This window comes from Saccharibacter floricola DSM 15669 (assembly GCF_000378165.1).
Lineage (GTDB): Bacteria > Pseudomonadota > Alphaproteobacteria > Acetobacterales > Acetobacteraceae > Saccharibacter > Saccharibacter floricola.
On sequence record NZ_KB899339.1, the window covers coordinates 96399 to 116047 of the forward strand.

Consider the following 19649-nt stretch of genomic DNA (forward strand, 5'->3'; position numbering starts at 1 on the left):
GTGCCCCAATAAAAAACGCCCCACCGGGTCACCATGACCAGATGGGGCGTGTGTTATAGAGCCGTTTTAGCTCTGCGGTGAGTGTTGGGAAGGCGGCTCAATGCGAGGTTGCGTGCCGTCTTGAACGGTGTGGAAAGGCGTATTGGGGGGTGTCGTAATATAAGACGTGCCCGTATAGAAGTTGATATTTTCTGAAGCAAAGCGATTACTGATACGACGGTTAAACTCGCGCTTTACTTTCCACTTCATCATCGGTTGCGTGAGAATACTGCCGACAAGTACAGCACCGGAACCTCCGCTATCATCCACGCCAAGATCCGTATAATCGGAGAGGATCATAGGGCCAAAGGTATCGTCTTGGCGCATCTCTGTCACCACATCAGCCATGAGAGCGACGACACGGGCAAAGTCCTCTGACAAAGCCAGCTGCTGCTTGATGACGATCTTATTATAGCCACGCGCTGTATTGGTGATGGAGTTGACCGAGGAGAAGGGGATAATGTGGAGATCCCCATTCGTATCACGAATGCGGACGGTGCGGATGGAGAGATTTTCCACCGTGCCGGAAACTCCACTTGTTGTGACCCAATCTCCCACTTGAATGGCATCTTCAACCAGCATGAAGAACCCTGTGATAAAGTCTTTCACCAAGCTTTGAGAGCCAAAAGCAATCGCCGCCCCCATAATACCGGCACCGGTCAGCAATGGAGTGACGTTGATCCCCATTTGCGACAAGGTCGTGACGGTGACGATGATGATAATCAACGCCAGCATGACGGTGCGGATAATGGGGAGGACGGTTTTAAGACGCGTCGCACGGGACAGCATGCCATTTTGTTCAAAATGAGCAAGCTGTTGGAGGAGGAAGAGGTTGATCCCCTCCCAAATCAATACCGCGCTGATAGCGGCAGTCAGGAGGATCAGGAGGGTAACAAAAATATGGTTCCCAAGAGGGTTGTAGAGGAAGAACCCATAGCTTGGCAGACCCCAAATATTAGCGATTGTGACGGTTGTAATGGCGATGAGCATCGCTGTGAGTAAACGGCGTGTCATCGGGTAATAGCGGTCAGCACGTTTTTGGAGGTCAGGAAAGCGCTGAACGAGGGAGGGTTTGAGGCGGAAAAGGGTATTTTGAGCGCCATAAACCATAATCGCAACAATGCGGAAGAGCACGAGTGTAGCGATCGTGGCTAATGTGGCACGAATGATCCAATGATAACCGCCCGGCAGTTGTGCGGCCCAAACCGTCCAGAGTGACACATCGAGTAACAGAGCTGGAATCCACCATAAACGGGCGATAGCCCCCAGTACACTCCAAAAAGAGACCGTGTGAGCAGTGGTGCGGTTTGGTGTTAAAAAGCGGCTCACAATATGGCGTACGCGCCAGATAAAGACCGCGATTAAGAGATGTTCAATAAAGACGATAATACGGATTAACGCATCAGCCCCGCGTGGAAGGATGATAAATCGGTTATCGCCCAAGCAGGTAAGCATAACGATGATCGCGAGAGGGATAATGAGATATTTCCACCAGCGTGTGAGCAAACGTGCCGTTATGTCCATGACGGGCAGGAGACGAATGGTGGATGCGTGCGGGGCGAGGATGGTTTCCCCGCAAAGATAGAGGCAGCGTGTAACGGCATAAATATTGACGATGTTCATAAAGACATCGCCACCGGTCTGATCCCACGGAATGAGTACAAAGGCGCCGAGGCTCAGCAAGTAAAAAACAGCGATAGGAGCTATTTTGAGACCAAAGAACCCACAAGCATAAGGAATGCGTGCGAGAAAGCGCAATGTTTCTGCTTGGCGTCTTTGGTCGGCTGCCCGAAGTTCTTCTGTTTTCTCGTTATCTTCACCGGTTGCGGAAGCAGAGGGGTCGGGGGAGGTATCCGAGCGTTTGAGGGTATCGCGTCGGAAGGCTTGGCTTGTCAGATAATGCACAGGCCGGCGTAGAAGAACGCTAGTGCCATATTCCAAGGCCAGACCAATGATGAAAATAAGGGCCGTTTTTGTTAGGGTACTAATAATAGCAGCCCGTACGCTTGGAGCGCTCAGTTGTTTATGGGCTTCAATCCCTACATAGCGCACATCGTTAAAGAGGCTGAAAAAATGGCCAATATCGCCCCAGACTTGGTTGCGCAGACTGTTAAAGCCGGAGTGCAGGTCTGGTAAAAGACTTTTATCCAGTGTGGGGGTAGATGAAGGGGATGAGGCCGGCGTGGAGGCTGGTGGTGCTGCGCGCGCCATGAGCGAGAGCGTGCGGGCAAACTGATCGCGCTCTTGTGGGTTATTGAGTACAGAGAGCAGGCGTTGTGCTTCATCGCGGCTCAGAGGTGTGTTGAGCGTGGGTTGTGCTGCAGCAGGGGCTGGGCTGGAAGCTTGGGCGGAGCTTAAGCCTAAAGCCGTCAGAGCAGAGACCAATGCGACAAGCATAAGCCTGTATATATGGCGCATAAAAGAAGGTTTCTGGATTGTCAAAACCATAAGAGGGATCATTCTCCACGCAAAGGACGTGTTTTTTAGAGGGTATGTTGAGCCTATCCACGCGCCTGTGGTTAAAACAAAAAGGCTCGTGACACGATACTTACAGTATGGAATGATCACATCATACCGGCAAGATGGAAACTCTCTATTAAAGGACGGTTGTTTATAGTACGGCCGTAAGAGGCCATGAGCGTGTCCAAAGTATGGAGCGTCATGGAGATTATTGTCATACGCTAATAAGGAGGGCAGAGTATGCTCCGTGTTCTGATCGCATTTTTTATTCCGTGGTTGAGCTTCTTTACAATCGGTCGTCCCATTGCGGGGATTATCTGCCTGCTGCTTCAGGTGACTATTCTTGGTTGGGTTCCAGCCACGATTTGGGCGCTTCTAGCCTTACGCTCTTATGACGAAGAACATGGCTAAGTCTTTTTGAAGGTTCATTGAACCGTCGTATCAAAAAACCCCTGCCTTTCTGAGTGAAGGCAGGGGTTTTTTTTATGAGAGAAGAGGGAGCTGGAAGCTCCCCTTCTGTCTTTAGGAGGCGTTGTTGCCCCCCTGGGTTGGAGCGTGAGGCCGTGATGGCACAGCGCGTGATGTGCCGGCCTCGGCGACATCTTGAAGATTGATCGTCCGTGTTGGGAAGGGGATGGTGATCCCACGTTCCTCGAAGGTTTTTTTCACCCGACGATAGAATTCCCACTCAACCGGCCAACGGCCTGATGTGGTTGTGGGGAAGGTTCCTCGCACTGTTACAGAGAAATCATTGAGCGCTGAAACGCCCCAGAGCTGGAAGTCGTCAATGATGTCTGAAGAGAAGTTCGGATCTTTACGCATGTCTTGCGCAATATCGAGCAGAGCCTGAACGGCAACGTCCGTATCCACATCGTAACCGACTTCCACAATGATCATAGCGCGAGAGAAATCACGGTTATAATTGGTGACCTGACCTAAGGAGCTGAAGGAGAAGATGTTCATCGACCCGTCATTGGCGCGGATATGCACCGAGCGGAGCGACAGTTTCTCAATCACACCATAGGTGCCGTTGAGGGTGACAGAATCACCAACCGTGAGGGCATTTTCCATCAGTAAGAAAATACCGCTGATGAAATCCTGCACCAGCTTTTGAGAACCAAAACCCAAAGCCACACCAAAAATAGAGGCACTCGCCAGAAGTGGGCCAGTATTGATCCCCAGCTGAGAGAGAACCGTCAGACCAATGACGATGACCAGAACAACGAGCAGAAGAATACGGAACATCGGCTGCAAGGTGCGCAGGCGTGCCATACGGTTTTGCTGCTCAACGCTGTCTTTTTGGCCCAGACGGCGGATCTGGTTCTCAATCGCGACATTGACAACTTCCCACGCCACAACACCAACAACCAAGGCGATGATGATGGTGATAATGGAGGAGAAGAGTTGCCCACCGAGTGTATGTTCCCCAAAGACGGAGTAGATCGGTGCTCCCCATGCCACAGCGAGGGACAGAGCTGTTAGCACCGCGATCACGACCGCTAAAAGGCGCTGGGCAACGGGGTAATAGCGCAAAATACGGTTTTGCGTCTCATGTGTGAGGGTAGAATCAGTAAGGGCATGGACAATACGGCTCAGCCCACCATAGGCCAGAATGCTGAGAACGCGCATCAGCACCAGTGCAACGCATGTACGAACGAAGATACGCAAGATGACATCATAGCCACCCTGAATATTAGCGGCCCAGACAAGCCATAGTGCAACGTCAAAGAAGAGCGCCACAACCCACCAGCAGCGGGCAATCACACGCATGAATGGGGCTAGACGTGGGCTGCGCGTTGCCACACGGTCGCACACATGCTTGATCATCCCGCGGGCCCGCAAGATCATGACGGCAACCATCGCATGCACAACGAGGACAAGGAGCTTTTCTAAGCTCAGCGAGACATCCGGGGGTAGGGTGCAATGGTGCAATACGATCAGTGCTGTATAGCCCCAAGCGAGCACCGTAGCGAGGTGTAGGAAGGAATAGTAAAGGAACTTCGCCACATTGTCTTGCAAGACCGTTAGGCGCAGCCAAGGCTGTTTAGGTGCGAGTAAAGCCCGGATCAGGATCGTCCAGATCCCCAGACCGATGCCCGATATCCACGCAATGCTCCAAACAGATTGTAACGTTTCATCAGTGGGGGCTGGGTCTAAGCTTTGAATAAGCAGAGCTGTGAGGGGGAACATGAGGATGATCAGCCCATCTAGCACCGCATTTCCGAATGTATAGGGGAAGCGGTGGAGGGAGATGAGCAGACGAGACAGAGCCCCTTGACGACGGAGTTGATCTTCAAAGTCGGGTTGAGCTGCGTCTGTGCTCGTTTTTTGATCCTCAGAAGAATCATCTTCTGCTTCTGCTTCTGCTTTTTCGGCTTTCGCATTAGCTGCGCTGGCCGCTCTGAGCTTATCGGCTTCACGATGGAACTGGAGCCGATCATGATCCTTCGCCAACTCATCAAGCTTATTGCGTGGCAGTTTGAGGAGCAGCCTCATCACTTGAATGAGCACAAAGCTGCCGACAATCATCAGTGCGACACGGAGAAGGACGCAGGAGATCTGGCTTTGCGTGCTCTTGTCCTGCCAGACATGCTGCACCCAAGGGATGATTTCACGAAAATTGAGCGCGTTTTGATGCAACACACGCAGCTGTATCATCGTGCGGCTGCCAAACGAGGACAAATTCGTCAGCACTTGGTCGGGGAGCGACGCTTTTTGCGCTGTCGAGGTTTGTGCAGCTGTTAAGTTGCTTAGCGTCGTGACAAACTGCTTACGTTTAGCGTCATCATTGAGCACACCGATCAACTGCTTTGCTTGAGCGGCATCAATATGCGGCCCCGCTGGAGCAGGCGTTGTGGCGGCCTGTGCCAAAGTCGGCGCTAAGCTTATAAGAAGCAAAGGCACGACAAAAAGACGCAGGAGCGGGCGGAAATGGCCCCAGAAAAACTGGGAAGGCGGGCTATGGCGCCCAGAGCTGAAGGCCCTGTCTGGCATGAGCGACTTCTCCAAAGATGTGATGATGGCGAGGGAAGACAGGTTGATGTTCCCGCCACAAGGTCTAAGACCTTTGTAAAAAACGAACCATCATTTTTAAAGCGATCTTATTAAAATATAGGATACAGAAAAAAAATCAAAAGAGCCTTATATTCCTGTGTAAAAAGAGCAGAGTTATTGGCTTGTCTTCATATGGGAAGGGCGCTTGATTAGGAGGAGAAACCCTCTTGCTGCGTTAAGAGGGGACGTTGGATTTTTGGGAAGGGTTTTCACTCAGGTAGCGTAGGCAACAAACGCGTAAGAAAGATGCTGTATTAGCAATGGAGCCATGACGCTCAATGGCTTCATCAATCAGCCGCGTAATGGCTTGGTTAAGGGTGAGGCCGCTATCATGAGCGATCGTCTGGAGAATATCCCAAAAAATATCCTCCAACCGCAGGGTGGTCACCACCCCGTGGAGGCGCAAAGAGCGCGTGCGATAGTGATAGAGTGCTGGGTCAGCATGGCTATAGAGATCGCACATAAACGCACTCCTTACGTGATATGAGAAAAGTTGATGCGCTTAACGCGTAATCTTGGTGCCCAGAACTTCCAAGAATTGCGCGATCCAAGCGGGATGGGCAGGCCATGCTGGAGCTGTAACAAGCGTTCCATCGGTGATGGCACCTGTCATCGGAAGAGTGTGGTATGAGGCTCCTGCGAGGACTATATCAGCTTGGCAAGCTGGGTAAGCGCTTACTTTTTTGCCAGAAATCACGCCAGCTGCTGCCAGCAAGACCGGCCCGTGACAGATTGACGCGATCGGTTTGTTCGCCCGCGAGAAGGCCTGAACGAGCTCTAGAACAGAGGCATGAGTGGCGAGATGCTCAGGAGCGCGCCCCCCAGGGATAACAAGTGCATCATATTCTTCTTCAGAAACGTCATCATAGTTGGCGTTTAGTGTGAAGTTATGGCCGCGTTTTTCGGTATAGGTTTGGAACCCTTCAAAATCATGAATAGCCGTCGCGACGTGATCGCCTGTCTTCTTACCCGGAGAGACAACATCAACGTGATGGCCCACCATGTCTAACATCTGGAAGGGAACCATAATTTCATAGTCTTCGACAAAATCGCCAACGATAAAAAGAATTCTCTTCTGTGCCATGATAATATCCTCTCTACTGTATCGCTCCCCCATGACGCGGCAGAGGGGGCGCTGAATGGTTTCATATACCGTCCCTTATCAAGGGAATGCCTTATTATAGGCTACTTCATATGTGACAGGTAATAGGTGGTAACGACATTGAGAGAAGCAAGCTGTATAGGAGAAGGTCTGATATGAAGACATGTTTTGCATTGGTCGCGTTACTTCTTCCTTCGCTGAGTTATGCTCAGGAGCGCACCGACCTTACTGTCCGTCCTCAGGCTCTTTTCACTCTGACATTACCCGCGCAATTTTCCACAGGTGCAAGCTGGATGGTCAAAACCCTTCCTCAAACAGCCGTGCTTGTCGGGATGGAGCGCCAGCCCGGTCGGGATTGCCACGGTGCTGTTGGCTGCCCTGAGCAGGAAGTGCTTTATCTCAAAGCCGTAAAGCGCGGGACGGACAAGCTTGTGTTGGTTTATGGGCGCCCCTTTGAAGCCCTCCCTAAAGAGGAGACGGTCAAAACGATTACCGTCCGTTAAAGAGCGACTGGGAACTGTGAAAAGGGCTCTGTTTGGGGGGAGTAATGGGTGTTTTTTCGGGTGGTGTCCATTCTTCGACGTCACTTAGGGTGGCACGCTTACGAAATTTGAAGAGACCAATATCTGTGCGTTTGCTGTAATCCATCACAATGTTTTTGCGTATAACCGTATCGCTTGAGGTAATGGTGAGGGGAGCGTAGGCGAGGTCAGGGATGACAGCTGGGAATGAGACGGAGCCGCCAAACCCTGTGGAGTGGATCTCGCGGACGATGGTTTCATGCATCGTGATCATGACCAGCCATGGGCCGGGAGGCACGTTTTTAAAGGTAAAGATGCAGCGTCCTGTCCAGGGGCTTTGTCGAAGAAGTACCTCTGCTTTCGTTGATAGAGTAGCAGGGAAGCTTATGTGGAAAGAATTCATCGCACGGATCCACCCTCTGTAATAAGGGTCATCTGGCATGAGGATCGCCTTGGCGGGTGATGTATTGCACGGTATTTTGATTTTGCTCGTGCCGGTCATGTAGCCGCGCACAGTAAGAGTGGCCTTCCCTTGCGCACGGGCCCATTCAACATGTTCTGGGCGAAATTTGGTACCAATCGAGGTACATCCACTTATAGCGGTGAGTACGACGCACAAAGTGAGGTTAAGAAGAAAATGGCGGTTTATCGTCACAGAGGTCTTTTTTCGTCATGATGGAATAACTGTGAGATAAAATTTCTTTAGATTTTTGTCGAGAATAAAGAGATATCATGAATGTGATGTGACCCTATGTGTGGCTTTTGTGTGAGCCGGGCATGTATCGCTCGCTATCATGGTAAGCACGATAGACCATGCAGTATGGCAGTCAGCGACATCGTTTTATCAAAAGATTAAGAGCCGTTGATCTTTATGGGTTTCTAAAGATGCCTGTGGAACGTACTCACTCTATCATAGGTGAATGATGGCTGACTGTGTGGGTTTATTGAGGTCTGGAACCAAACATTGTGATATAAAAACGCACGTCCCAACTACGCGAGACGTGCGTTCTGAATGCCTATGCGCGTGCGAGCTAGCGCGGTGCGTTAGCGTGCGGCTGCACTGTGGAGATACACAGCCCAGAGCTGGGCGAGGTCATTGACGACACCATCACCATTCATGGAGTCTAGGAGCGTTGCGGCGTCCGTCTTACGGCCCGCATCAATCAACGCCATTCCTTTCTCAAGCTGGGCAATGTCGGGGAAGCGCGGTTTTTTCTCTTGTCCTTGTTGAATGAGAGCAAGCCCCTGATCGACTTGACCATTCAGGATGAGGTTATACCCAGTCGTGAGAGATGGCCCGGCTGTTGGTGTGCGTCCAGCTTCTTGTACCGAAGCAGGGAGATCGTTGCGCGTTTTTGCAGCCTGTTGAGCGACAAAAGAGCGGAAATGTTCTTGGGATGCTGCCGCTGGGCCGCTGCCAAGGAGATGGCGATTATAGCCTTCATTGAGCAGGTTAAGTGCCAGTTGCGGTAGGCCCATTTGCACAGCGCGTTCTGCCATATCCTGAAAGTCGGAAGGATTGGTGAGCACACCCGTGGCAAGCCGCAAACGCTGAAGGTTAAAGACTAAGCGTGGTGATAATGATTGATCGCTGACCAGATTATGGATCAGGATCTGCCAATATTGCGTGCGTGGATAATATTTTACGAGCTGAACATAAGCGTTGGTTTGGCCGGGGAGGTCACGTAAATTGCCATAGGCCGTTGCCATCATTTGAAGCTGGCTTTCGGCAGGGGGGCGCTTGGCCTTTTGGTCAGCTGCGATAATCCCGCGTACAGCGGCAATCGTGCCCTTCCAGTCTTGCTGAAGATAATAGCACTGCACGAGCAAGGTCTGCATCTGTGGGTCAGCACCGTAATCATGGGTATAGCGCGCTGCTGCTTTAGCCGCATTGGCATAGTCACGCGCACTATAGGCCATGCTCGCTTGCGCCATGAGCATCTGCTTTTTAGAAGCCGCAGGTGTGCGAGCGCTATTGATCAAGACATCATAGGCCTTGAGCGCTGCTGCTGCATTGCCAGATTGCGCGGCAACGGCAGCGCGCATTTGCGCAATGACATAGGCCTCGTAGCTGCTTTTGCTTTTGACGGCATCAGCAGCATCTACGGCCTCCATCGCTTGGCTGAGTTTGTGGGCTGCGAGTGCTTTCTGAGCTTGTTGAAGATGGCCGCCGACTTCTTGACCGAGAGCATCCTCAGCATAAGCTGTAGAGACCAGTGCCCCTCCTCCGTTAAAGGGAGCATGGTGTGGTGCGATAAAAGCGGCCAGACCAAAAGCGCTCGCCATCAATGCTGCACGAGAGATCGTTAAGGGAGAGGGGGCCATGAGCTTATTGTCCTTCCATGAATTGATCTAGGCCGACAATACCCAGCTTGGTGACGCCAAGACGCTGAGCATCTGCCATCACGTGCGCCACCGTCTTATAGCTTGAGAGACGATCTGGGTGGATATGCACTTCAGGCTGTCCGTCTTCAGGGCCGGAAACGGCATTGCGCAGATGCGCTTGCAGAGACTCTTCTGACGTAATCGGAGAGCCATTCCACATGATAGAATTATCATAGCTTACGGCAATCGTCACGATCGGGGATTGCACGCTGGAGGGAGGGGGATTCCCTTGAGGCAGATCAATCGAAACGGAATGTGTCTGCAAAGGGATGGTGATGATGAGCATAATCAACAGCACCAACATCACGTCAATCAAAGGCGTGGTGTTGATATCGACGATACCTTCGTCTTCATGGGTGCTGTCAGAGCCAACACTCATAGCCATAAGGCAGTCTCCAGAAAGCGCATGCTCTATCTGTAAGGTTGGTAGAGCATGGGAAAGAGGGATGGAAGGGCGAGAGCATGTCGCTTATCTCGCCCTCCTACTTAGTTAGCGTCGTGGGGCTGTTCTGTAATGAAGTCGATATGGGAAATACCGGCTTCCTGACAGGCGGCCACGGCTTGGCCGACAGCCATATATTTCGCAGCACCATCCCCTCGGATCTGGATCTGAGGCTGTGGTGTTTGGCGAGCCGCCTCAACGAGGCGGTTGAGCAGCTCCTCACGGCTCCGTAGTGGTGTCGTGTTCCAGTAGGTCTGCCCATCAGCGGTAATCGCCAAGACGACGTTGCCCGGTTTGGTATGTGTCGGTTGGTTATGGTCAACCGGCAATTTCACCTTCACCGTATGAGTGGCAACAGGGATGGTGATCAAGAAGATGATGAGCAGCACCAACATGACGTCGACGAGTGGCGTGGTGTTAATCGCCGACACCACTTCGTCGTCACCGCCACTTCCTCCGACGTTCATAGCCATATTCTTAGACTCGCTGGCTAGTGGTTGTGGTGGTTGGTGCAGAGTCGCTCTTGCCAACGTCAAGCTCCACAGAACCATGACGATAGCCACCAATTAAAATGGAGTGAATGTCAGAGCCGAAATTACGCACGCGATCCATAGCCCCTTTATTGCGGCGGACAAGCAGGTTGTAGCCCAACACAGCGGGAACAGCGGTTGCCAGACCGATGGCCGTCATGATCAGCGATTCACCCACAGGGCCAGCCACTTTGTCGATAGAAGCCTGACCAGCAATCCCGATGGCTGTCAGCGCGTGATAAATACCCCACACGGTTCCGAACAGACCAATAAAGGGAGAGGTGGAGCCCACAGTCCCGAGGAAGGCTAGCCCGCCTTGGAGGCGTGTATTAACCGTTTCAATGGAACGCTGGATGGACATGGCGATCCATGAAGGCAGATCAATTGAATCCCGCATAGACCCTTCATGGTGCTGAGCAGCAGCGATGCCGGTTTCAGCAATGTAACGGAAAGGGGATTCTGCTTTAAGCTTCTTAGTGCCTTCCTGGACAGACTTCTGGTTCCAGAATGTATGGCCTGCATCACGAGCCGCTTTGAAGAGGCGGGCTTGTTCGATGAATTTCGTAACCAGAATGATCCATGTGCCCAAAGACATAATCGCCATGATGAGCAGAACGCCACGGGCGATCACGTCACCATTCTTCCACAGAGCCTTAAGGCCATAAGGGTTCTCAGCAGGAGCCTTATCAGCAGGCTTATCGCTCACTGGTGTTGCGGTAACAGGCGTGCCGTTGGAAGGCGCTGGTGCGTTTGCATCAGGGGTCGTTGCACCGGCTGGGGGAGCTGCTGGCGTTGTTGCACCGGCAGGAGGGGCAGCTGGGGTTGTTGCATCGGCAGGTGGAGCGGCCGGTGCCTGTTGCTGGGAGGCATCCTGTGCGAACGCAGCAGGAGCGGAGACGCTTGCGAGAGCCAGTGTAAGCGCGAGAGCGGTGCCACCTACAGTGCGCGCCTTAGGCGAAGCAGGGGTTACAGGAAGGCGGAACAGTCTGGTCATGAATCCCATATCCTCGTCAAAAGTCAGACACCCGCTGAGTGGAGGGGGTGCGCTGGAAGGGGGCTTGTGGATTGGCCGCCCTCCCGAAGTTAAGCTGATCTTTCCCCTAAGAAAAGGCGAAAGAGAAGAAATCTGTCCCCCTTCCATATCCATACAGGATGGGAAGGGGCAGGCGATGGTTATTCGTCGCTACCACCGCCCAAACTAAAGTCCACATGAAGCACGTGGTTATGCTCCACAACGGGTTGCCCATTGATCACAGCAGGCTGGTAACGAAGCCGTGGGCTTGTCAGGAACTCCATTGCGCTTTCCGCAAAGTCACTCCCGCCCTTCACACTGATCACCTTACAATGTGCAGGATGACCATCTGGCATAATGTCACACGAAGCCGTCACAGAGCCTTCACGGCTTTCAGATTCAGCGTCCTCTGGGTAGTTCAGAGGGGGCTTGTTAATCGGGCTCGCACTGACACCATGATCTGTTTCCGCCGTGTCTGCGTTAGAAGGCGGCGCTGACGTTGGGGCCGGTGGCGTCGGGGACGTGGCCGGTGGCTGTGCCTTCGGTGGCTTTTGATGTGTCACATGCCGCATCGGTGGTTTAGGCGGTGGTGGCACATTGATCTTAGGCGGTGGAATATATGGTGGAGGTGGCTGCACCATCGTCGGCGGAGGCGGCGGCGGTGGTGGAGGCGGTGGTGGTGGTGGTTCATTGATGACGCGCGTCTGAATGGGTGCGTGGGGTGGCTCAGACTTGCTGAACGGGTGGCGCGTCAGGGCATAGACCACCACGCCCATGGCCAAAATGGCCACGACAACCGCGACGATATAGTCCGTCGGCTTGCGTTGCTGGGCGGCGTAGCTCTTCATTTCGAAACCTTCTTACCCCTTATTCCCTAAGTCCGCCCCGGCGCCTGCCTAGATGATAGGGCCGGGCAGCGTGGCGGGTCAGGTTGCGTGTTGTCTTGACCCAAACCAGCTCTGCGGTGGAACTTGCCTAGGCCTCCCCTTCATACCGGCCCTATCTGGTCCAGAAAAGGGGTGAATAGTAATCACCGCAAAGAAATGGTTATTTACGGGACAAGTTGGGCCGATCAATGGCTTTTCTGTCAAGCGTTGTGGACGCGATCATAGATCTTTTTTGGTCAAAAATCGTTTCTTTGAAAAGTGGGGACAACGCGTATGAATGGAAAGAAATCCCAGTTTTCTAACATTTCGAACACGTTCTGACTGTGTATTATAATGACCGTGATCTGTGCTATTTTTTTTATTCTTTGATTGCACAAAAACGTCATGAAACTTCATAAAAATGCCATAAAAGAGGGGGTGTAAAGAGAATCTCCTTACACCCCCTCTTAAAGCAATAACGTTTCGTTAGGCGACTTTATTGGGCATCAGCACTGGCTTGTGAGCGTGTCGCACTGACACGTTGGGCCAATGAGGCGGCCATGAACGCATCCAGATCTCCATCCAAAACAGCATCTGGATTGGTTTTCTCGATGTTGGTTCGGAGGTCTTTGACCAGCTGATAGGGCGCCAGCACATAGGAGCGGATTTGATGCCCCCAGCCAATATCGGTTTTGGCAGCTTCGTTCGCGGCGGCTTCGTTCTCACGCTTTTGCAGCTCTGCTTCGTACAGCCGAGCACGGAGCATTTCCATGGCTGTGGCGCGGTTACGATGTTGGGAACGATCCGTCTGACAGGCGACCACGATCCCGGTTGGGATATGGGTAATACGGATCGCTGAATCCGTCTTATTAACGTGCTGTCCACCAGCCCCAGAGGCACGGAACGTATCAACGCGGAGGTCAGAATCCAGCACTTCCACCTCAATGGTGTCATCCACAACGGGGTACACCCAGATAGAGGCGAAGGAGGTTTGACGACGGGCGGCGGCATCGAAAGGTGAGATACGCACAAGGCGGTGCACACCAGCTTCTGTTTTCAGCCAGCCATAGGCATTGGGGCCACTGACGAGGATGGTGGCGGACTTAATACCGGCTTGTTCGCCATCGCTATTTTCCATGAGCGTGACTTTATAGCCGTGTTTTTCGGCCCAACGCGTGTACATGCGCAGCATCATCAGCGCCCAATCTTGCGCCTCTGTGCCACCAGCCCCGGAATTGACTTCCAGATAACAATCATTGCTGTCAGCTTCACCGGAGAGCAGGCTTTCTGTCTCGCGTTTCTGGGCCTCTGCGGAGAGTTCTTTTAAGGTCGCGATGGCTTCGGTTACGACGGCCGTATCGTCTTCCATTTCAGCGAGTTCGACAAGGTCGAGCGTATCGCGCGTTTTTTCCTCAATCAGCTGAACGCCCTCAATCTGATTGGCGAGCATGGTGCGCTCGCGCATCAGTTTCTGAGCGGCCTCAGGATTGTTCCAAAGGTCGGGGTCTTCGCTTTGATGGTTCAGTTCGGCAAGGCGTGTTGTGGAGACATCCCAGTCAAAGATGCCTCCTCAGCAGCGCCACGGACTGCTTGATCTGCTCGGAGAGTGCTTCGGTCTCAGCCGACATCCGTCTTTCTCCAGAAAAAAGGTTAGCGTTAGGCTTGCGTTAGTACAGCCCTCCTACGCCAATGTCACCACCTTCGCCGCCATTCTTTGGTGGTGGCGTGTTGGGCGTGCTCTGTGAGCCATCAGATGGTGTGGCAGAGGGAGGAGGCAGCGGCGTGTTCGCGTCTGGTGCTGGTGTGCTACCGGGCATGTCATTTTCAGAGTCGGGGAGCATATCCGCTCCCGTATCCGCAGCGGTAAGAGCCTGCGTGCCAGAGCCAAAGCCGTGAAGGGGCACAGAAGCACCGGGGATTTGCCCCGGTTTGAACGCATCAACAGCGGAGATCCGGCCCGTGTTATAATGGGCTAAGGTCATCCCATCAGGCGTAGGGAAGTCGAGACGTGGGCGGGTGGCGAACACCGCTTTCATGATCTCATTCCAGATCGGCCCAGCAATATGCCCGCCTGTTTCGTTTTTCCCCAAGGATTGGGGTGTGTCGTACCCGATCCACACAACCGTGACGACATCGGGGGAGAAGCCAGCAAACCACGCATCGCGGTAATCTTGGCTGGTGCCTGTTTTGCCGGCAATGGGCCGGTCAATGCCGATCCCCGCGCGGATGCCCGTCCCGTGGCGGATGACATCGCGCATCATCGTCTGCATCTGGTAGGCACTTTGCGGGCTGACAAGGACGGGGCGTGTGTCATGCAGGAGGGGCACCCCTGTCTCTGTTGTGAGCGCTTTAGCGGGGTCTTGCGCGCGCCAGATGACCTGTCCATCTGGGTTTTGGATATAATCAATGACGCTTGGGCTAACGACATGCCCACCATTCGCAATGGCGGCATAAGCGCCGGCTTCTCGCAGCACAGTCGTTTCCACAGCTCCCAAGGCGGAGGGGAGGTAAGGTGGCATTTTATCAACAAGACCGGAGCGAACGGCAATGTCCCCTACAGCATCCATGCCTAGATGGGCTGCAACGCGGATCGTGACGAGGTTGCGGCTTTCGCGCAAGGCATCATGCAGCGTCGTGGGGCCCCAATTATCATGCTCGTAATTTTGCGGGTGCCAATCGCCAAAGGAAATGGGCGAATCGTCGAATGTTTCTGACGGCGAAATATCGCGTTCCATCGCGGCGAGATAGACGAGCGGCTTAAAGGACGAGCCCGGTTGGCGTTGGGCCTGTGTCACGCGGTTAAACCAGCTTTGTTTAAACGACCAACCACCGACCATGGCCAAGATACGGCCTGTATGGACATCCATCGTGACGGTTGCGCCCTGCACACGGGGGACTTGCTGCAAGGCGGCGCTGTCATGATCGCTTTGCGGTTCAACCATCACCACATCGCCTGCGGTGAGAGGGTGACGACGGCGGGCCCAGCTCAGGTCTTCTTTACGCAACATAGCGTGGCGGGGCTGTTTGTTTTCCAGCCAACCGACGTCCCCCGTTGGGGAGAGGACGACAGCAAGGCGCCATGAGGGAAGCATCCCCAAAGGTGCTTTTAGTTTGGGAAGGTCGTCCTCCCATTGTGGCGAATCGATCAAATGACCAACGGGGCCGCGCCAGCCTTCATGAGAGCGGTCATATTGCATCAGCCCATTGCGCAGAACGCGTGTGCTGACTTGCTGAAGGTGAGGGTCTAAGCTGGTATGAACATCAAGGCCACCCTCAGCCGTTTGGTCTTCCCCATAACGGGCGATGAGCTGGCGGCGGACTTCCGTTGCGAACCATTCAGAGTTGGAAAGCGGGCCTAAACGGCGGCGTGTTTGAGGCACGAGCGGTTCTTGCTTGGCCTCTTCAGCTTCCTGAACAGAGATAATATGAATGTCGCTCATCCGATCCAGCACCCAGTTCCGCCGCCAGAGAGCGGTTTTAGGGTGGAGGAACGGGTTATAATTGCTAGGGGATTTGGGCAGTGTTCCCAGCATAGCGGCTTCTGCATCGCTGAGCTGGTCAAGCGATTTGTCAAAATAGGTCTGTGCGGCGGCTTCGACCCCATATGCGCCGTTGCCGAGGTAAATGCCGTTCAGATAAATTTCGAGAATACGGTCTTTGGGCAGCGCCTGTTCCATCCGCATGGCCAGCAGGGCCTCGCGTGCTTTGCGGGTAATGCTCAACACATTATTGTTCAGCAGCATCACCTTAGCGACTTGCTGCGTAATGGTGGAGGCCCCTAAAGGGCGCTTGCCGTGGCGGGCGACGAGGTCGGTTAAGCCTGCGCGTGCAATAGCGAAGTAATCCACCCCGCCATGGCTGTAAAAATTCTGGTCTTCCGCCGCGATAAAGGCGTTCCGCACTCGTGGGGGAATGGCGCTAATGGGCACGTAAATGCGCCGCTCATGGGACAGCTCGGCCATCAGCGTGTCATCAGCGGTATAAAGGCGGCTGACCACAGGGGGGTGATACTGCTTCAGCGCATCCACACTGGGGAGGTCTGCGCTGATATGGAGATAGAACCCATACGCAGCAATCAGCGCTCCGCCAAAGCCTACGACGGCTAGGGCTGAAACAGTCGCAAGAAAAACACGCACACGGCGAAAACGTGGTGTGCGGATTGGCGAGGCGGAGCCATCAGGGCGGAGAGAGGAACGCGTCATAATGATGTGTTCATAACACGGGCTTTACAGAGACGGGAAGCGGTCTTGCACGCGTTGCGTTTAAGAAAGGCTTTAGGGGCATTTCCTTAGAAAAACCGCGCCCTCTATGAGGAGGGATAGGGCTGTGATACTGTCACGAAAAGATTAAACTTTCCTAAGGATGCCTCCATTATGTCTCAACGCCCTTCCGGTCGTGCCGTTGATGAACTTCGCCCCCTCTCTATTGAGCCGGGCTTTTCTCACCATGCAGAAGGGTCGGTGTTGATCCGTGCTGGCGGGACGGAGGTGCTGTGCACAGCGTCGGTCGAAACACGCGTACCGCCATTTTTGCGCGGGAAAGGCCAAGGTTGGGTCACGGCGGAATATGGGATGCTTCCCCGCGCTACGCATACGCGCGGTTTGCGTGAAGCCGCCAAGGGTAAGCAGTCTGGCCGTACGCAGGAAATTCAGCGCTTGATTGGTCGTTCCTTGCGCGCTTGTGTGGATCTTAAAGCACTGGGTGAATGCTCCATCACGTTGGACTGTGACGTGCTGAATGCGGATGGGGGCACACGGTGCGCGTCTATCACGGGGGCATGGGTTGCGTTGGCGCAGGCGCTTAAAAGCATGGGCCGTTCTGCAGCACTGACGGGTCAAGTAGCGGCCGTGTCCTGCGGGCTGACCAAAGCCGGTGCGGTGCTAGACCTTGATTATGACGAAGACAGCACAGCACAGGCCGATACAAACTTCGTCCTGACGGCCGATGGTGGCATTGTTGAGGTGCAGGGCACGGCAGAAGATAAGCCTTTCCGCCCAGAAGAATTTATGGAGCTTTTCGCGCTTGCGCAGAAGGGCACCAAAGAGCTCTTTGACGCACAGCGCAAAGCGTTGGAAGGCTGAGAGCGATGAGCGGCGAGGACACAACCCGCCGCCTCGCTCATGGGGCGGAGATTGTTCTAGCAAGCCATAATGCGGGAAAGTTGCGCGAGTTTGCGCTTCTTCTCGGCACGAGTGGCATCACGGTGCGCTCGGCTGCTGAGCTAAACCTGCCAGAACCTGTTGAAGATGCCGATAGCTTTGAGGGCAATGCGCTGATTAAAGCGCGCGCCGCCGCGACCGCGACGGGACTGCCGGCTTTGGCTGATGATTCAGGCTTCTGTGTTGTCGCGCTCGATAATCGTCCGGGTGTGTATTCTGCCCGCTGGGCGGGGCCTGAGCGGGACATGTCGGTCGCGATGGGCCGGGTTGAGCGTGAACTTGCTGAAGCGGGCTCTGACGATAGACGGGCGGCTTTTGTCGTGGTGCTGTGTCTGGCATGGCCAGATGGCACATACCGCATGGTTCATGGGCGTTGCGAAGGCACGGTTAGCTTCCCAGCACAGGGCGAGCATGGCCATGGCTATGACCCGATCTTCATCCCCAAGGGAGAAACGCGCACCTTTGCCCAGATGAGCGAGACAGAGAAAAACCGTTTCAGCCATCGTGGACAGGCGATGGAGCGCTTTCTAGCGGACTGTGTGACGCGTTGATACGTGATGATGAAGCGTTCTGTCAGGTGCTCGCAGGGCGTATCGAAATGGGGTGTTCTTCTATAACAGACCTGATGGTGGTGCATCACGAGTAAGGGTGTGTTGCCCTTACATAAGAGAAAAGGCCGAGAAGAGCGTTCTTCTCAGCCTTTCTGTCAAAAATGTTTCAATGTGACGCAATTAGAAACGGTATGTTGCGCTTCCGAAGCCGCCGCTGCTGGTGATGTGTGACCCATATTGGCCGATATAATCCACGCTGACATCCAGACGCTGCGCCAGCTGGGCTGAAAGGCCTGTGTTGAGCAGGGCAGTGTTGGCGGAAATTGGCGTGCCTGCCACGCTCATCATTGTAGCGTCTTGCCCTGCTGCGGCAAAAGCCGCATGGGCTGTTGTGCGGGTCATCCCAAAACCATATCGGTAGGCTGCGCTTAGATGAGGGGCAATGGCCACGGCGCCCAGAGTAAAGCGCGTTGAGCTTTTTAAGCCGAATGTTGCGTAACCCATATTATCGTTGCGGCCCTTAACCCGGAGGGCAGCCAGAGAGCCATGCTCGTGGAAAGACCCATATTGTGTGCTGAGGTAGGTCATCCGCACAAAAGGTTCCAAAGCAATAGGCGTGTGATGAGCATGGAGTGTGAAGCGATAGCCTGTTTCACCAAAGGCTTGGGCCGTTCCTGCGCGATAATTACTATGTGTTTTTTCTTGATAGTCTGGCAAGCGAATAGAACGATTGGTGTTAATCATATCCCAGCTATAGGTCAGGCCTAGCTTGAGGGTGAGTGCCGCATCACGGGTTAAGCCACCGACCGACCAAGCGCGCCCCCCATAAAGGCCAATGCTTGCATTATTAGCGTGGCTGGAAGAGTTATGCGCGCTGGCATCAGAGAACATGCTGCGTCCATAAGCTAACATCCCACCGACGCGCCAGTGTTGGAGGGTGGTGTCAGCGCCCATAATCCAGCCGACGGAGCTTTGGTTCATGCTTGAGGTGCCGTTTCCGCCAGCATTGCCACCAACACTCCCATACGTAACGCCCCAGACACTCAATGCATGAGGGTTGCCTTTTTGACGATAACCCGCGTCTTGTGTGTTGCAGATCACGTCATTTGTAACACAATCAAGACGTGTGATGAGTGCATTACGGAGGTAATAGCTCTCATTAATCATCGCTGTTCGCGTGCTGGCATAGGCTTCGCCTGACAGAGCAGAGAGGGCTTGATGCGCTTGAGGGCGTGTGAGATTGACCAGCGCATCTCCCAATGCACCGCCACCATGTGTCGCGACGACAAGCGCACTCAGCCCATCAGCGGCAGCATCTTGATTGCGCGAGGATGAAGCAAGGCGGAAATTAGGCTGATATTTAGTGTTCGTTGTGCTCTCTGCGGGCTTGCTCGTGGGGGTAGAAGCTGCTGGCAGCTTTTTGCTGCTTGTACTCTGGTTCTGGTTCTGGTTCTGGTTCTGGTTCTGGTTCTGGTTCTGGTTCTGGTTCTGGTTCTGGTTCTGGTTCTGGTTCTGGTTCTGGTTCTGG

At 53.8% G+C, this 19649-nt stretch carries 17 protein-coding genes; 4 read left to right on the forward strand and 13 right to left on the reverse strand.

What is annotated here, in order from left to right:
* Positions 1 to 66: 66 nt before the first annotated feature.
* On the reverse strand, positions 67 to 2487 hold the full coding sequence (locus F457_RS0107710; RefSeq protein WP_018980559.1) for a mechanosensitive ion channel family protein: 2421 nt from the start codon (positions 2485 to 2487) through the stop codon (positions 67 to 69).
* A gap of 252 nt (positions 2488 to 2739) precedes the next feature.
* Between F457_RS0107710 and F457_RS13600 the strand changes: the two genes are divergently transcribed.
* On the forward strand, positions 2740 to 2910 hold the full coding sequence (locus F457_RS13600) for a YqaE/Pmp3 family membrane protein (protein ID WP_018980560.1): 171 nt from the start codon (positions 2740 to 2742) through the stop codon (positions 2908 to 2910).
* A gap of 111 nt (positions 2911 to 3021) precedes the next feature.
* On the opposite strand, the gene F457_RS0107720 is transcribed toward F457_RS13600, so the two are convergent.
* The 3 genes from F457_RS0107720 to F457_RS0107730 all read right to left on the reverse strand — a co-directional run bounded on the left by F457_RS0107720 (position 3022) and on the right by F457_RS0107730 (position 6637).
* The gene (locus F457_RS0107720; RefSeq protein WP_018980561.1) at positions 3022 to 5493 is read right to left on the reverse strand and encodes a mechanosensitive ion channel family protein; all 2472 of its coding nucleotides are present in this window, start codon (positions 5491 to 5493) and stop codon (positions 3022 to 3024) included.
* Between the two features lie 235 nt (positions 5494 to 5728).
* On the reverse strand, positions 5729 to 6016 hold the full coding sequence (locus tag F457_RS0107725) for a ribbon-helix-helix domain-containing protein (RefSeq protein WP_018980562.1): 288 nt from the start codon (positions 6014 to 6016) through the stop codon (positions 5729 to 5731).
* 39 nt (positions 6017 to 6055) lie between these two features.
* Positions 6056 to 6637 (reverse strand): DJ-1/PfpI family protein, encoded by a 582-nt coding sequence (locus F457_RS0107730; RefSeq protein ID WP_018980563.1) that lies wholly within the window; start codon positions 6635 to 6637, stop codon positions 6056 to 6058.
* Between the two features lie 173 nt (positions 6638 to 6810).
* On the opposite strand from F457_RS0107730, the gene F457_RS0107735 reads away from it, so the two are divergent.
* Positions 6811 to 7158 carry a protease inhibitor I42 family protein gene (locus F457_RS0107735; protein ID WP_018980564.1) on the forward strand — a complete coding sequence of 116 codons (348 nt, stop codon included), beginning with the start codon at positions 6811 to 6813 and terminating at the stop codon, positions 7156 to 7158.
* Here F457_RS0107735 and F457_RS13780 read toward each other — a convergent pair.
* The 8 genes from F457_RS13780 to F457_RS0107780 form a co-directional block, all read right to left on the reverse strand.
* Positions 7145 to 7831 carry a hypothetical protein gene (locus tag F457_RS13780; RefSeq protein WP_156809399.1) on the reverse strand — a complete coding sequence of 229 codons (687 nt, stop codon included), beginning with the start codon at positions 7829 to 7831 and terminating at the stop codon, positions 7145 to 7147. The two genes, F457_RS0107735 and F457_RS13780, sit on opposite strands and share 14 nt — an antisense overlap.
* A gap of 389 nt (positions 7832 to 8220) precedes the next feature.
* Positions 8221 to 9501 carry a hypothetical protein gene (locus F457_RS0107745; protein ID WP_018980566.1) on the reverse strand — a complete coding sequence of 427 codons (1281 nt, stop codon included), beginning with the start codon at positions 9499 to 9501 and terminating at the stop codon, positions 8221 to 8223.
* Positions 9502 to 9505: 4 nt separating this feature from the next.
* Positions 9506 to 9946, reverse strand: coding sequence for an ExbD/TolR family protein (locus F457_RS0107750; RefSeq protein ID WP_018980567.1), 441 nt, complete (start codon positions 9944 to 9946; stop codon positions 9506 to 9508).
* Positions 9947 to 10047: 101 nt separating this feature from the next.
* Positions 10048 to 10476, reverse strand: a complete 429-nt coding sequence (locus F457_RS0107755; protein ID WP_026294278.1) for an ExbD/TolR family protein — start codon at positions 10474 to 10476, stop codon at positions 10048 to 10050.
* A 4-nt stretch (positions 10477 to 10480) separates the two neighbouring features.
* On the reverse strand, positions 10481 to 11527 hold the full coding sequence (locus F457_RS0107760; RefSeq protein ID WP_018980569.1) for a MotA/TolQ/ExbB proton channel family protein: 1047 nt from the start codon (positions 11525 to 11527) through the stop codon (positions 10481 to 10483).
* A 179-nt stretch (positions 11528 to 11706) separates the two neighbouring features.
* Positions 11707 to 12393 carry an energy transducer TonB gene (locus F457_RS14295; protein ID WP_018980570.1) on the reverse strand — a complete coding sequence of 229 codons (687 nt, stop codon included), beginning with the start codon at positions 12391 to 12393 and terminating at the stop codon, positions 11707 to 11709.
* 514 nt (positions 12394 to 12907) lie between these two features.
* A protein-coding gene (prfB, locus tag F457_RS0107775) for a peptide chain release factor 2 (RefSeq protein ID WP_156809400.1) occupies positions 12908 to 14039 on the reverse strand; the annotation gives its coding sequence in 2 pieces (ribosomal slippage) (positions 12908 to 13969 and positions 13971 to 14039; 1131 coding nt in all).
* Positions 14040 to 14078: 39 nt separating this feature from the next.
* Positions 14079 to 16613 (reverse strand): penicillin-binding protein 1A, encoded by a 2535-nt coding sequence (locus F457_RS0107780; protein WP_018980573.1) that lies wholly within the window; start codon positions 16611 to 16613, stop codon positions 14079 to 14081.
* A 171-nt stretch (positions 16614 to 16784) separates the two neighbouring features.
* Here F457_RS0107780 and rph point away from each other — a divergent pair, with 171 nt between their 5' ends.
* Together rph and rdgB are read left to right on the forward strand one after the other, a co-directional pair.
* Positions 16785 to 17492, forward strand: coding sequence for a ribonuclease PH (rph, locus tag F457_RS0107785; RefSeq protein WP_018980574.1), 708 nt, complete (start codon positions 16785 to 16787; stop codon positions 17490 to 17492).
* 5 nt (positions 17493 to 17497) lie between these two features.
* Complete coding sequence (rdgB, locus tag F457_RS0107790) at positions 17498 to 18121, forward strand: RdgB/HAM1 family non-canonical purine NTP pyrophosphatase (RefSeq protein ID WP_018980575.1); 624 nt, start codon at positions 17498 to 17500, stop codon at positions 18119 to 18121.
* A gap of 180 nt (positions 18122 to 18301) precedes the next feature.
* Here the strand turns inward: rdgB and F457_RS13335 are convergent.
* The coding region (locus F457_RS13335; protein WP_018980576.1) for an autotransporter outer membrane beta-barrel domain-containing protein at positions 18302 to 19649 on the reverse strand (1348 nt) is incomplete at its 5' end.